General features: G+C 69.5%; 11 protein-coding genes. 6 read left to right on the top strand and 5 right to left on the bottom strand.

What is annotated here, in order from left to right; genetic code table 11:
* Nucleotides 1–162: 162 nt before the first annotated feature.
* Nucleotides 163–456: a replication initiator gene (locus N6H00_RS27075; RefSeq protein WP_268974431.1), complete on the bottom strand. Its 294-nt coding sequence runs from the start codon at nt 454–456 to the stop codon at nt 163–165.
* A gap of 350 nt (nt 457–806) precedes the next feature.
* On the opposite strand from N6H00_RS27075, the gene N6H00_RS27070 reads away from it, so the two are divergent.
* Together N6H00_RS27070 and N6H00_RS27065 are read left to right on the top strand one after the other, a co-directional pair.
* The gene (locus N6H00_RS27070) at nt 807–1241 is read left to right on the top strand and encodes an effector-associated constant component EACC1 (protein ID WP_268974429.1); all 435 of its coding nucleotides are present in this window, start codon (nt 807–809) and stop codon (nt 1239–1241) included.
* A 6-nt stretch (nt 1242–1247) separates the two neighbouring features.
* Entirely contained in the window at nt 1248–5153 is a 3906-nt protein-coding gene (locus tag N6H00_RS27065; RefSeq protein ID WP_268974428.1) for a caspase, EACC1-associated type, read from the top strand.
* A gap of 36 nt (nt 5154–5189) precedes the next feature.
* On the opposite strand, the gene N6H00_RS27060 is transcribed toward N6H00_RS27065, so the two are convergent.
* Both N6H00_RS27060 and N6H00_RS27055 read right to left on the bottom strand, forming a co-directional pair.
* Entirely contained in the window at nt 5190–5315 is a 126-nt protein-coding gene (locus N6H00_RS27060; protein ID WP_268974427.1) for a hypothetical protein, read from the bottom strand.
* 498 nt (nt 5316–5813) lie between these two features.
* On the bottom strand, nt 5814–7856 hold the full coding sequence (locus N6H00_RS27055) for a TerD family protein (RefSeq protein WP_268974426.1): 2043 nt from the start codon (nt 7854–7856) through the stop codon (nt 5814–5816).
* A gap of 805 nt (nt 7857–8661) precedes the next feature.
* On the opposite strand from N6H00_RS27055, the gene N6H00_RS27050 reads away from it, so the two are divergent.
* The 4 genes from N6H00_RS27050 (at nt 8662) to N6H00_RS27035 (ending at nt 11342) form a co-directional block, all read left to right on the top strand.
* Nucleotides 8662–9159, top strand: a complete 498-nt coding sequence (locus tag N6H00_RS27050; RefSeq protein WP_268974425.1) for a hypothetical protein — start codon at nt 8662–8664, stop codon at nt 9157–9159.
* Nucleotides 9156–10478 (top strand): 7-cyano-7-deazaguanine synthase, encoded by a 1323-nt coding sequence (locus tag N6H00_RS27045; RefSeq protein WP_268974424.1) that lies wholly within the window; start codon nt 9156–9158, stop codon nt 10476–10478. Before N6H00_RS27050 ends, N6H00_RS27045 begins: the two co-directional genes overlap by 4 nt.
* A gap of 187 nt (nt 10479–10665) precedes the next feature.
* Nucleotides 10666–10929, top strand: a complete 264-nt coding sequence (locus N6H00_RS27040; protein WP_268974423.1) for a CopG family transcriptional regulator — start codon at nt 10666–10668, stop codon at nt 10927–10929.
* Entirely contained in the window at nt 10926–11342 is a 417-nt protein-coding gene (locus N6H00_RS27035) for a PIN domain-containing protein (protein ID WP_268974422.1), read from the top strand. The genes N6H00_RS27040 and N6H00_RS27035 overlap by 4 nt, the downstream gene beginning before the upstream one ends.
* A gap of 183 nt (nt 11343–11525) precedes the next feature.
* Here N6H00_RS27035 and N6H00_RS27030 read toward each other — a convergent pair whose 3' ends face one another.
* A complete protein-coding gene (locus N6H00_RS27030; RefSeq protein ID WP_268974421.1) occupies nt 11526–11807 on the bottom strand; it encodes a hypothetical protein in 282 nt (93 codons plus the stop codon).
* A 401-nt stretch (nt 11808–12208) separates the two neighbouring features.
* Nucleotides 12209–13108 carry a DUF72 domain-containing protein gene (locus tag N6H00_RS27025; RefSeq protein ID WP_268974420.1) on the bottom strand — a complete coding sequence of 300 codons (900 nt, stop codon included), beginning with the start codon at nt 13106–13108 and terminating at the stop codon, nt 12209–12211.
* Nucleotides 13109–13144 lie beyond the last annotated feature (36 nt).

Below are 13144 nucleotides of genomic sequence, written 5' to 3'. Positions count from 1 at the left end.
GGACGATCCGAAGATTCGGTACATCCGTTTCCACATTCCTGAGGTCAGTTGCCGAATACTCACCGCGCTCCCTATCAGCCCCATCACCTGTCCGGAACCCATCCGCTTCCTCCAGCACTTGCCGAACGGTGAGAAGTTCTGCTTTCTCACGCGCCATGACCGTCACCGCCCTCCCGGACCGAAGAGCAGCCACGAGGCCGCCTCCGGACTGTAGCCACGCCCGCCATCGCCAGTGGCCCAGCGGTGCTCGGCCCGTGCCTGACGCAGTGCGGTCAGCGTGGTCTCGAGTACCGACGCGTCTTCGTGGGTGTGGTCCCGTACGGGCAGCGTGGCCAGGTCTCGCGCGTGATGGATGCGACGGTCCGCCGCACCAGCCGACTCGGCACCCCTGGTGGCGTACTTCGCGATGTAGCCGGCGACCGCCGCCGAAGTCAGCCGCTCCCTCCCCAGCCGCACGAGGCGATGGGCCGCACGTCGGTCCGAGTCCCAAAGCGCGGCACCCGACGCCCGACGAGATCGCCGCCGAACGACGTCGAGTCCGGCCGGGGCCTCCCACAGTCGCCCCATTGGCTACCCGTTGGGCGGTCGCCCCACGCGAAAGCGGACCGTGGAAGATCGTATGGGCCGAGCCTGCGCCTCCGCTGAGGGACGCGTACCCGCCATCAGCCAGCCGCTTTCGCGCCAAGGACCAGCGGTTTTCGGTAATGGACGCGCCCGTTGTCAGTCCTGAGGACTAACCTCGTGCGCTCCGTGTGGGCCCGCCCACGCGGCCCGACCACACCACGGAAGCCCAGGGGGGACGCACCGTGACCACCGCGCCCAACGACCCGACCGGATACCGGATCTCCATCGTCGACGAGGACCCGTTGCGCGCCCGCAAGGAAGCGCGTGAGCTCCTTGCCGAGATCGCCGACACCGATCCGGGCGCGGCCCTGGACATCCCCCGGCAGCGCGCGCCCGAGGACACGAAGCTCGGAGGCATGGACAAGGGCGGGCTGTCCGTCGACACGGTCGGGGTGCTGATCAGCGCCGGCTCACTGGTCGCGGCCGCGGTGCAGATCTGGCTGGCCCGCGTGCCGCAGCGGACGATCGTCGCCAGGCGGCCCGACGGCGCGACCCTCCAGATCACCGGCAAGGAGGCGCGCGAGGACGACGAGCGGATCGAGCGGTTCCTCGCCGGTGGCGGCGAACCCGCCGACGGCCGCGAGGGGGACGACGGCGACACGACGGCGGCGGGCTGAGCGCGTATGACCGACAACGACCGGTACGCCATGCTCGTCGGCGTCTCGACATACGACAGCGACGCCTACCCCGATCTCCCGCCCGTCCGTGCCGACCTGCATTACATGCGGGCGGTGTTGGAGAACACCGAGATCGGCATGTACAACGACTGCGCGATGGTCGCAGAGCCGACCCGCGCCGAGATGCTGCACGCCGTGGAGACGTTCCTGGAGGAGCGGCAGCCGAGCGAAACGGCCCTGCTGTACTTCAGCGGGCACGGCGAATTCTGCGAGGACGACAACCAGCTGTACTTCCTCACCCGGGACGCGGACCCCGACGACCTGCCGGGCACAGCCGTACCGGCGGAGTTCCTGGAGCGGGTGCTCCAGTCCTGCCGTGCCCCGTCGAAGCTCGTGTTGCTGGACTGCTGCTCCAGCGGCTCCGTCGTCCAGGGCTGGACCGCCAAGGGCGCCCCGGGCGACGCCGATGAGCGGCCCGCGCCCAGCACGCTGCTGCGGCCGACCGGCGTGTACTTCATCACCGCGTCCGACGCGCTGCAGTCCGCCTCCGCGATGGCGCCGCCCGGGTCCACACTCGGCACGTCCCGGTTCACCGGTGAGATCGTGGAGGGGCTGCGGAACGGACTGATCAAAGGCGGCGGCTGGATCACTCCGGACGACCTGTTCGAGTACCTGACGGCGCAGATGACGCGCAAGGGCGTGCCCCAGGGACAGCGCCCCACCAAGTCCACGTTCCGGGCCACGCGAAGCCTGCCTTTCGCGCTGTCCGTGGCGCGACCCGTCCACCTCCCGACGCCGCCGCGTGACGCGACGGAGGCGGCGCGGCAGTCCCCCGCCCTGCTGAAGGCCCGGGAACTGGCGGCGGTGGACGCGCGGGACGGCGTGGACTGGCAGCGGCTGCTGCGCTACTACGTGCAGTGCCTCACCGCCGAGGCGGCGGCCGGGATGCTGCCCGACCGCGACAGCGAGCGGAATTCGGGGTACTTCTTGCTGGGCAGGGGTGAGGAGGTCATCCAGTCGGGGCGGGGTTCGACCTTCCAGGCACCCGGGCAACTCCCCAGGCCACAGGCCCGGCCGGGCCGGGGCGACGGCGACGCGGGATCGCAGCAGGAGTACTGGTACGGCTATCCGGCCGTCACGCTCCCCGTACGCGAGGGAGGCGGTCGGGGGCGACGTACGTCCGTGACGATCGCGCCGCTGCTGATCCAGCAGATGGAACTCGCACCGGACGAGAACGGCCAGGACGTACTCCGGCCGACCGGGGTGCCGTCCCTCCACACCGGTGTCGTCTCGGAACTGCTGGAGGCTGACGACGCGGCCGACCTCGTCGCCGGCTGGCAGCCGACCTGGCAGGAGGGCAACGACGCGCAGATGCTCCGGGCCGTGCGGCAGTTGCTGGAGGAACTGAAGTTGCCGGAGCTGGAGCCGCTCGATCCGTCTGCGCTCAGCGAGCGAACGGTGGATCAAGCTCTGCGGCCCGGCGCGCACAACGCGGCCGTCCTGCTCGTGCCGTCGGGTGTGGAGGCGAACGCGACGCAGGGGCTGGTGGACAACCTGCTGCAGATGTCGACACGGACCGGCCAGATCCCCGGCACCGCCTTGGAAGCGCTGCTGAGCGGCGGTGAGGCGGGAGCGGACTCCCAGGCCGTCGTGGTGGCGCCGGGGCCGTGCAACGAGAGTCAGGAGCTGGTGGTCTCCTCGGCGATGACGCGGGCGCTGACAGTGGCCACGGGACCGCCCGGCACGGGCAAAAGTGAGGTGGTCACGGCCACCGTCACCACTTGTGTCGCCGCCGGACAGTCCGTGCTGGTCGCGTCCACGAACAACGAGGCGGTGGACGTCGTCGCCAAGCGCTGCGACGACATCGCGCCGGGGCTCATGATGCGGACAGGCAACGCGAAGGCGTTGAAGGAGGAGGCTGAGAAGCTGGAGCGGCTGCTCGGTGAGCCCGTAAAGGCCCCGCGGCGGGGTTCGGCGACCGTGGGCGGGGAGCTGCGCAACACCCGTGCGCGGGCCATCGGGCAGCGGGAGGAGGCGGAACGCCGTGTGAGTGAGGAGGAGCGCCTGCTGGACCTGCTCCGGGAGCGGGAAGAACGAGCCGCCGCGCTGGAGCTGCCGCTGACGCTGCTGAGATCCGCGTGGGCAGCGGCCGGGGACAGTGCGGCCGTGCTGGGACGCTGGGAGGGCAGGGCCCGGAAGGCGGCCGGGACCCGCTGGTGGCTGTTGGGCGGGTGGCGCAGGGCTCGGGCCCTGGCCGCGCTGGTCGCGGCGGTCCGAGCCCCGGAGGGCGACGGCCCGCCGTGGCCGGGGTGGGCGAACGAGCGCCCCGTGCCGCCGGAGCTGCTGGAAGCCCTGGCGGACACGGTGGCCGTGGAGCGCCGGCTGCGGGAGCTCGTGCCCGAGCACACTGGCTGGGACGAGGGCGGGCTGAAGCAGGCGCGGCTGGAGACAGCGGATGCGCTGTCGGAGCTGTCCGCCGAACTGTCACGCGCGATGTCGGCGGAGACACTGACGCGGGCGCGCGGGCTGATGGGGCAGCGGCTCCAGGCGCTGCGGAGCCGTTCGGGGTTCCGGAAGAGCCAGCAGAACCTGATGGCACACATCAAGGGGTGGGCGATCAGCACACACTCGGTGCGGCAGCTGGAACTCACCCCCAAGCTGTTCGACCTTGTCGTCATCGACGAGGCCAGCCAGTGCTCCATACCGTCGGTGCTGCCGCTGCTCTTCCGGGCCCGGGGGGCACTGATCATCGGAGACCCGATGCAGCTGGGCCACATCGCCAACATCGCGCCGCAGCAGGAGCGGCAGGCGAGGGTCCGGGCCGGGCTGAGCGCGGCACAGCTGGAGGACCACCGGCTCGTGTACCACGTGCACTCGGCGTACCACGCGGCCGCACAGCACGGCGACACCGCCCTGCTGCTCGACGAGCACTACCGGTGCCACCCGCGGATCGCCGATGTCGTCAACGGCTACTGCTACGCGGGCCAGTTGCAGGTACTCACCGACGTTCGGCGGCAGGTCCCGGCGCTCGACCCGGTGGGGGCGGCCGATCCGGCACCGGTGCTCGGCTGGGTGGACGTGCCGGGCGGCGAGTCGGCGCGGGGCGGGGACGGACAGTCCTGGCGCAACGACGCGGAGGCCAGGGCCGTGCGGCGGGTGGTGGACGAATTGCTCGCGCGGCTGCCGCAGGGCGCGACGGTGGGCATCGTGACGCCGTTCCGGGCGCAGAAGCAGGCGCTGGCGCGGGTGTGGCGCGACGACGACCGGGTGCGGGTGGGGACGGTGCACGCGTTCCAGGGCGGGCAGCGCGATGTGATGGTGCTCAGCCCGGTGGCGACGCTCAACACCCCGCCGAGGACGACACACTGGGTGGCCGGCCAGGTCAACCTGTGGAACGTGGCGATCACGCGGGCCAAGTCGCAGCTGATCACCGTGGGCAGCCACGCCTTCTGGCAGGGGCAGAGCGGTCTCCCCGCGATGCTCGCTGGGCGCTCTGCGCTGCTGGGGGCCGGTGATGACCACGGCTTGGGCGCGGGGGACGCCGTGGGCGGTACGCAGGGGGCGGCCGGACCAGGAACCGCGTTCCGCGAGGAGCTCTCCGACCGACTCCAGCGGTACCTCGGGGAGCGTGGCGTCACCGATCTGGAGCGCGCGGCTGTGGTCGGCGGCCACACGGTGGACCTGCTGTTCACCTCGGGCGGGGAGAACACGGCGGTACTGATCGACACGGGCCCGCCGCCCGGCCGGGACCCGGCGAGGCACCTGCGGTTGACACACGCCCAGGGCGACCTGCTGATCGGTCTGCCGTCCGGCGGCCACGGGGCGAAGGCGTGCGAGGTGGGCAGGACGGTGCGGGTGCCGGCGTGGCGGATCCTGGAAGGCGAGGAGATGCTGGCACCGCTGTTCAACTGACCCCGGCATCCGCCCTCTGGGCTGCCTCTCCCCCGGCTACTGCCACGCGCGGACCAGGTCTTCCGGTCCCCAGTGCGCCGCGAGCGGCAGATCGTCCTCGATGCCGCAGCGGGAGATGGCCACGAGCGGGGTATCCGGTTCGGCGCCGGGCACCGCGAGCATGTCCCAGGCCAGGGCGTCGTACTCGCGTGGCCCGAAGGGATGGGAGTCCAGCCACTTGATGGAGCCGAGCGACGGCCAGGGACCGCAGCGCCTGGTCCCAGTCCGCGGCGTGCAGTCCGGCCACCAGTTCCGCCCCGGGCAGCGGGGACTGCGCGAGCGCCGCGGAGAAGTCCGCCCAGGCGACGGCGTTACGGCCCCGGGTCACCTGGAAAACCACGTACGGAACGCCGGACCGGTCACAGAACCCCTCGACCAGACGAGATTTCTTGTGTGTGCAGGCGTATGCGGCGTTGAAGGGCTAGGAGGGGTCCGGAGACCAGTTGCAGGCATGAGCGTGGAGCATCCATCTACTCCGATCAGCACGAGCAGATGGAAAGGACCCGGACGAGTCCAGAGGCCCGCAGCACTCCTCCATGACCGTGCCCGTCCCGCCGACAGGAGCCTGGGACTGCCAGCGGCTGCCGCGCGCAGCCTGTCGACCAAGGTGCTTGCTACGGTTCAGTCCGTCGCCGCCCCGGCCTTGGACAGTCCTCGGCGGGGTATCGCACGATCCAGATGGATCACCACGGTGGAGTAAAAGCGGTGCACCGCGTCGTCTACGCTGCGGATGAAACCGGACTCGGCGTTGCCGCGGCTGCTTCCCATGCTTTTAATCAAAGACAGGCGGAAGCCGGTGATGCGGGTGCCGCTGTCCCTTGGCAGCATGTCCGCCGGCTCTGGGCGGAGCCGTTCCAGGGTACCCCGCGGGCCGCCTTTCTCCCCGTCGACGAGGGTTTCGATGTGGGTAGTCGCCGGTGCGTCGACCAAGCTTCGGATGAGCCGTTTCGCCCAGGACAGGGGGTAGCCCTGCCCGGGTGCCGATATCTCGAATGAGGTGCGCAGTTTGCCTGTGCGAAGGTCCGCATTGATAGCCAGAATGCCGGGCGTTCCCTCAATGCGCAGTTCCGCTTGCAGTTTTCCATCGAGGCAGAGTTGATCGGCGAGGCGGCTCCGGCGTGCTCCTGGATCCGTCCCCCGCTTGGTGCGCTGCACGGGCAGTACTTTCTGCCCCAGTTCGCCACCGAGCCGGAGACATACCTGCCGGATAAGGCGCTCCCAGCTCTCGACGACCTCCAGTGCGCGCGAGTCCCCCTGACACAGGGTTTCCTCGTCGATGCCGTTGCGTACGGGGACCCAGGCTGGGCCCATGTTCTGGAAGCCGTGGCAGCCTGAGTTGTCGTGCTGCAGGTAGTACAGCAGCTCCTGCAGCAGCCAGGCGTGCGCCGCGTTGCCGACGCCCTCATGGCGGATCAGCATCTGCGCTTGATGCGCGACTTCCGCCCAGGAAAGGTGCCAGAGGGCGACCTTGTGCTTGCGCCGTCCATCGATCTTGACGTCGACGAGCGGGCTGCCCTCCAGCGCTACGTCGTTCGACAGGGTGATCACGGCCTCGTAGCCACGGCGCGCAGCGATGTCCATATACGCTTGCACCTGATCGGCCTTCAGTGCGTTGCCATTGGTCTTCGTCTCGACCAGGGCCGTCCATAGGTTGCCAGCCCGCTCGACGCGGATCACCCCGTCGGGGCGTCGCGGTGTGTCGCCGTGCGGCAGAGTGACCTCGGTGAAGGTCTCCATACGGCCTGCTGGTGCTCCGAACGCTGCGGTGAGTCTCCGGCCGAATTCCGGCACTTGCGCCATCACCGACAGCAGCACCGAGGTGGCCCGCATTTCACGATCCCGGTCGCTTTTGAGTACCGACACAGGAAAGAGTCGGGCCGCCTTCCAGGAATCGTTTTCCGCCAAGGTTTTCTTGACTGCCTTGGGCAGGGTGACCTTCTTCTTCGCTGTACGAGGTCGAGCGGTAGACTTCCGTGACTTACCACCGTCTTCGGGGCGACGAGGAGCCGGAACAGCTTCCAATGCTTCTTGCGGATTCGGCCCGTTGACCGAGTTCAGGACCGTCAAGTCCTCCTGATCCCCGATCGCAGCGTTGTCCTGCGCCTCTGCTGCAGCGGCGTCGTCCTCGATGCCGACCCCGAAGTCCGTGGCCAGTCCGGCGAGACCAGTTTCGTAGCCCTGTCCGACGGCGCGAAACTTCCACTCCGCATCGCGCCGATACAGCTCACCAAAAATGATCGCGCTCATGGAGTCGACGCCGTCGATGGCAAAGCGAAGAAGATCCTCACCGGACGCGTCGACCAAGGACAGCCGCACCTCCTCAAGTTCGCCGAAGCGCGCTCCGTTGTACCGGCTAGCGGCCACGACTATGCGGTCGACATCGGTCGGAACCGCAGTCAGGTCGAAGCTGATCCGGTCCTCGTTCCCGTCTGCCGTTGGCGTTTTACCCAGTAACTGCACGCTCCCGTCGGCGGCAACCGGGTTGTTGTAGAAGCAGAAGTCGGTGTCGCTGCGAACCTTGCCGTTCGCCTCCAGCAACAGGACGGAGACATCCGCGTCACCCTCACCGGTCGGACTCCCCCAGCCCAGACTGACGATCACCGAACCAACGTTCTCGCTCAGGGACGCCAGAGCCACGTTCGCCCCCTTGACCATTTCGTGCATGAGTACCCCCCAACTGATGCGAGTCAGGCACGAAGGCGCCAACACCTCAACGGCCCGACGCACGACGCAATGTGACGCGTCGCACACGCGCAACTGTAGTGCCCGCAGAGCGGAGCGCAGGGGGCAGACGGAATCTTTGGGGCCTGGACCAGCAGCGTTGTGACCGGCCTGTCATATGCCCTGTCGCGCGTCATGCGCGACGTGCTACTCGGCGCCCAACCTTCCGTGTCTCTCGCCGTAGCCGATGAGTCCCCTGGCTCGGGCCCAGCTTCAAAACAGTCGCTTCCTGCCGTCGGCTTCATCAGAACCTTGCGCCGTCGGAGATGGCTTGCCTCGTCCGCGATGGTTCGCAGGGCCAGTCGTAGCCGAGGTCCACCACATATGTGTCGCTTCGGAGGAGACGTGAACGTCTGTCACAACCTGGCTGACTGGCGCTCTGTCCTTGCCACCATTTTCTTGGTCCTCTGGAAGAGCGACTGCACCGCTGACCGGAGGGGGAAGGTGAGGCGTGGGGACGTCATCGCGGTGGCCGGGGCCCGGTGGTCGTACCGGCGTCGCGGGCGAGTGGAGCCGGGCGAGCCGACGGGCCTCTGCCTGGCGGCCGGACGCGCGTGATGCCGTGGCGAAGCTGGACGACATAGCGGCGAAGCACCTTACGGTCCTCCACCGGACCCTCCGGGAGGATCCGACGGCCTTCGGCCTTTACGACGCGGCATGCGCGGCCGGGGAACGACTGACCGGCGCCGTGGCCGTCTGGACACTGAGCCGGGATGGCGATGAATTCGCCGCCCGCTTCGCCGCAGCCGTGGCCGGTGAGGGCGGCACCGTGGCGGATGCGGCCGTACGACGGGCCGCCGTGACATCCGCTCGTCGTCTCCTGGAGCGGCATCCCGAAGCCGGTGGTCCGGGCGGCAGCGGTTTGTCGGGCGAGGTGTTCTGTCTCCTTTTTCGAGGGTTCTTCGCCGATGTCGTGGCCGAGTTCCTCCGTACCGCAGTTGCCGAGAAGGTGAAACGCGTGGCCCCGCTGCTGCCCGCCGTCGATCCCGAGGACCACATCGCCGACTGGATAGCCGAACACCTTCTGGGCCTGCTGCCGGACCCATGTGAAGAAGCCACACGGCTCGCGGAGGCGGAGGAGAAGGCGGATCGGGTCGCGTCAGCGGTCGGGGATCCGATCGGTTCCCTGCGGATCGTCGCGCATGGAATCGTTCCCCGAGCGGCCGGCCGGGCGCTGGGCCTGCTCTCCGACGGGCCGGGCGAGGATACGGACGGCACGCCGTACGAGGGGGAACCTGCCGCATGACTGCAGCGCAGACCCGGCTCTTCTGGCTTTCCCGTCCGGGCACCGAAGCACCGCCGCGGTATTGGCGGCCCCTCCACGACACCGTGTACTGGGAGCGCCCGTCACGAGGACCGGACAGACGGCAGTTGTTCGCCCCCGCCCCGGACTGGGCGGATGACCTGCAGCGGGTGGCGCGTGCCGTCTTCGCGGCGGACCGGTACGTCAGCCGTGCCGATGGCTTCGACCGCTGGACCCGCCACATCACTCTCTCCGTGCCCGTCGCCCATCCTGAGCGGTGGAATCGTGCCCTGCCCGCCCTGACGGCCGTTCTGGGGACCGTGACGGGCGACCTGTGGGACGTCGCCTTCCGGCCCATGCACGAGAAGTCGGTCCGGGAAGGGCCCCTCACCTTCCCCACCGAGTACGCACAGGAGGTCGCCCTGTTCTCCGGCGGCCTCGACTCCCTCGGCTGGGCAGCCAAGCGCGCCACCCTGCCCGCCACCCGCGCCCTGCTCCTCATCACCTTCGAGGAACGCAACTTCGAGGCATTACAGGAGCACGTGTACCAGGCTGTGTACGGCCTGCGGCAGCGGCAACGCCGATTGCGGCGTCTTCAGCAGAGCCAGACCGTACGCACACCGCGTGGCAGCGGCATCAAGCCGGAGCGGACCACTCGCTCACGCGGCCTGCTGTACGCGGCAACCGCCGTGCACGCGGCCGCGGCGGAACACGTCCGCGTCGTCCACCTGCCGGAGAACGGCCAGCTCGCCCTCAACCCACCGCTGTCCGCCGCCCGGGCCGGAGCCTGCTCGACCCGTTCGGTGCACCCCTGGACGCTTCACCACCTCAACCGGGTGATCTCCGATGTCGCGGAGCCAGGGTCGGCGATAAGCGTCGAAAATCCCTTCGCGACGCTCACCAAAGGCGAAGTCTGCAGGGTGGCGCATGACGCGGGGCTGCCGCAGCAGGTACTGGAGGCCACCCTTAGCTGCGGCACTCCCCCCGCCCGCCGACCCACCGGGCCCGCACTCGCCCACTGTGGTCTCTGCTTCCCCTGCCTGGTCCGCCGCTCGGGTCTGCTGCACACGTTCGGCGACGACCGCACACCTTACGCGGCCGATCCCTGGGACCCCACCCTGCCCGCTTCGAAGACCGGCACCTGGCGGGCCCTGCGGCGATGGCTGGATACCGAGTGGGGCACGCTCGATCTGGTGGCCGACGCCCCGCTGCCGCCGGATGCTCAACCAGCTCCGCTCCTGGAGGTGGTCGAGCGAGGCAGGAAGGAATTGCGGGCGCTGGTCGCGTGGGCGGACGAGAGGGCTCCAGGAAAGGCGCGGTGAGGCACCCCACACCGCGTTCACCCCGAGGGGTCTTGCCCAGTTCCGGTAGCCCTCTCACATCCCAGGTGTCGGCTCCCGCTGCTGCGGGCAGTCCGGGTGCTCACTCACGGGCAGCGTGTGGATCGCACCAGGGGTAGTGGACCCGTGTCCGGATTTCATGAGGGGCATCCGCGGTAGCATAAGCAGCATGAGCGAGCCTACTCAGAAGTACTCGATCACGATGCCCCGGGACATCGCCGAAGCCGCTCGCGCCCGCAGCGGGCCGTCCGGCCTGTCCGCATACGTCGCCGCAGCCGTGGCCCGCCAGATCGAGCGCGACAACCTCAACGAGCTCATCGCGGTCGCCGAGGCCGAACACGGACCGGTCTCCGATCAGGAGGTCCAGGCGCTCCGGGACCAACTCCAGCAGGCCCGTAGGCAGCAGACACCCGGCGGAGCGAACGCGGCGTGACGCGATCCTCCGTAGCCGTACCCGGCGGCACCCTGGTCCTCGACAGCGAGGGACTCGCCAAGGCGGCCCTGCGAGACCGCACGGTCACCGGATGGCTCGCCCTCGCCCGTGCCGACGATCTGCGGGTGATCACCAGCGCCGCCACCCTCGTGGAGGTGGCCCACCCCCGGATCAACCGGCCGGCGCTGGAGTGGACTCTCTCCCGCATCGTCGTCGAGCCGGTCACCGACGCCGTTGCCCGCCATGCCGCCGCCCTCCTGGCCGACGCCGGCCTTCACGGGCACAAGTACGCCATCGACGCCATGCTCAGCGCCACCGCCCTCGCCGCCCCCGGGCCCGTCACAGTGCTCACCTCCGATCCCGAGGACCTCACGGCACTGTGCGGCGGACGCGTCACCATCATCAGGATCTGATGGCCTGCTCGTCGTGCCCTGCCGAACGGCCCCCACGCACACTGCGGAAGCAGCCTGGTTCCGCCACCACCCGGTGTTTTTCTACCGAGGCGGAACACCGGGGCACGGCAGAGAGCCGCGCCAGGCCGTTATGACGCCTCCTCGCTGTCCACTCGCTTGGATCAGGAATGCCGGCGGCAGCGCTTACGGCAAAAGCCGGTCCCGGTAGCGAGCGAACACGGCGTCCCGCTCCCGCTCCCAGGTCCAGCCAGGGCCTTCACGGTGAAACTCGGTAACAGCCAGCTCGAAGAACTGGCCAGAGGGCTTCCCAGTGGACCCGTTGACCACCAGTGCCGAAAGCATCGGTTCGGGCCCGGTGCTGTCCTGGCGGCAGACGTCTGCCAGGAGGAGTGACATCGTGCTGCCGTGGTAGTGCACTCGATGCTCTGGTGCGACCGCCTCGCTCAGCGCCTTGTAGGTGCCCACCCGTTCCTCCCGGGCCCACCCCCGCAGGACCTCTACCATGGCGTCTCGGGCAGCCGTATAGTCCGCATCTCCGTACTTCATGCAAGCCCCCTCCGGTCGACAGGAGCAACACGGTACCGAGTTGAGGGCACGGGGAGCCCATAAAAGCCTTTTTTAGGCGGACAGTGGACCAAACGTTGTGCAAGTGTGCTCGCCAGCGGTAGGCAAGCGGCGGATCGGACGCTCCCTGTCCGGCCTCCGTCACGTCACCGGCGCCTGGGAGGAGCAGGGGCAAGGTCTGGCCATTGTCGAGTCCCTCGCGACGCGGTGGGGCGTCGCCCCCGTGGTTCGGCGCTTTGGGGCGCGCCGCGGCCGGTCCGCCCCGGCGGCCGGGCCGGACCGGGGCAGCCGGCCGCGGGGCGTCAGTCCGGGGTCGTCGGAGTGTCGAGCAGGTCGCGCATCGACGCTGCGGCGCGGGCGGCGGCGTCTGCGCAGCAGTTGTTGAACAGGGCGTGGACCTCGTCGGCCTGGTCGGCCATGTCGCGGAGGCGTGGGATCCACTCCGTCAGTTCCTGTGGGGTGTAGGTGTGTCGGAAGCGTTCCTCCTTGGTGCCGGTGCCCCAGGCCTCATTGCGGCCGTGGAAGCGCGCCACCGCCAGGCGGGGTGAGGTGACCGGGGTGACCGGGGGTATGGAGGTGGGCAGGGTCTGCGTCATGTCCACGGCTACGGCGGACATGCCCAGGTCCTTGAGGGCCGCCGTCGTCTCAGCCCGTTCATCGTCGTGCCACCAGCCGGGGTGCCGGAACTCCACGGCTACGGGCCAGCCTGCCGTACGCCGCGTGCATTGGGCGAGGAGGGTCTTGGCCCGTGGGTCGGTGGGGGCGAACCAGGGTGGGAACTGGAAGAGGAGGGTGCCGAGGCGTTGGGCTCTCCGCAGGGGTTCGAGCGCGCCGCTGAAGCGCTGCCATATGTCGTCCAGGAGTTTCGGATCGGTCTCCGTGTGTCCCGCGCGGTGGCCCCGTCGCCCGGCCAGTGCGGGGCGCAGATCGGCGGGCAGGGCGTTCGGGGCCGTCGGGTGGCCGGTGAGCAGGGAGAACGCCTTGACGTCGAAGCGGAATCCGTCCGGGGTGCGCTCGGCCCACAAGGCGCTGTTACGGGCGCTGGGCAGGTTGTAGTACGTGGCGTCCACCTCCACCACCGGGAATTGGGTGGCGTAGTGCCGCAGCCTTCCCTCCGCGTCGCGCAGCCCCGGCGGGTACCAGCCGCTGGTCAGCAGAGCGCGGTCCGTCCATGAACAGGTGCCGGTCAGAATCGTGCCCATGCGCTGCCGACTACCCCGGGTGGGGTGGGTGGCACC

The organism is Streptomyces sp. S465 (assembly GCF_026898115.1).
Taxonomy (GTDB): domain Bacteria; phylum Actinomycetota; class Actinomycetes; order Streptomycetales; family Streptomycetaceae; genus Streptomyces; species Streptomyces luomodiensis.
Note: the sequence above shows the minus strand (reverse complement) of the source record. Positions and strands in the feature narration are given on the sequence as shown.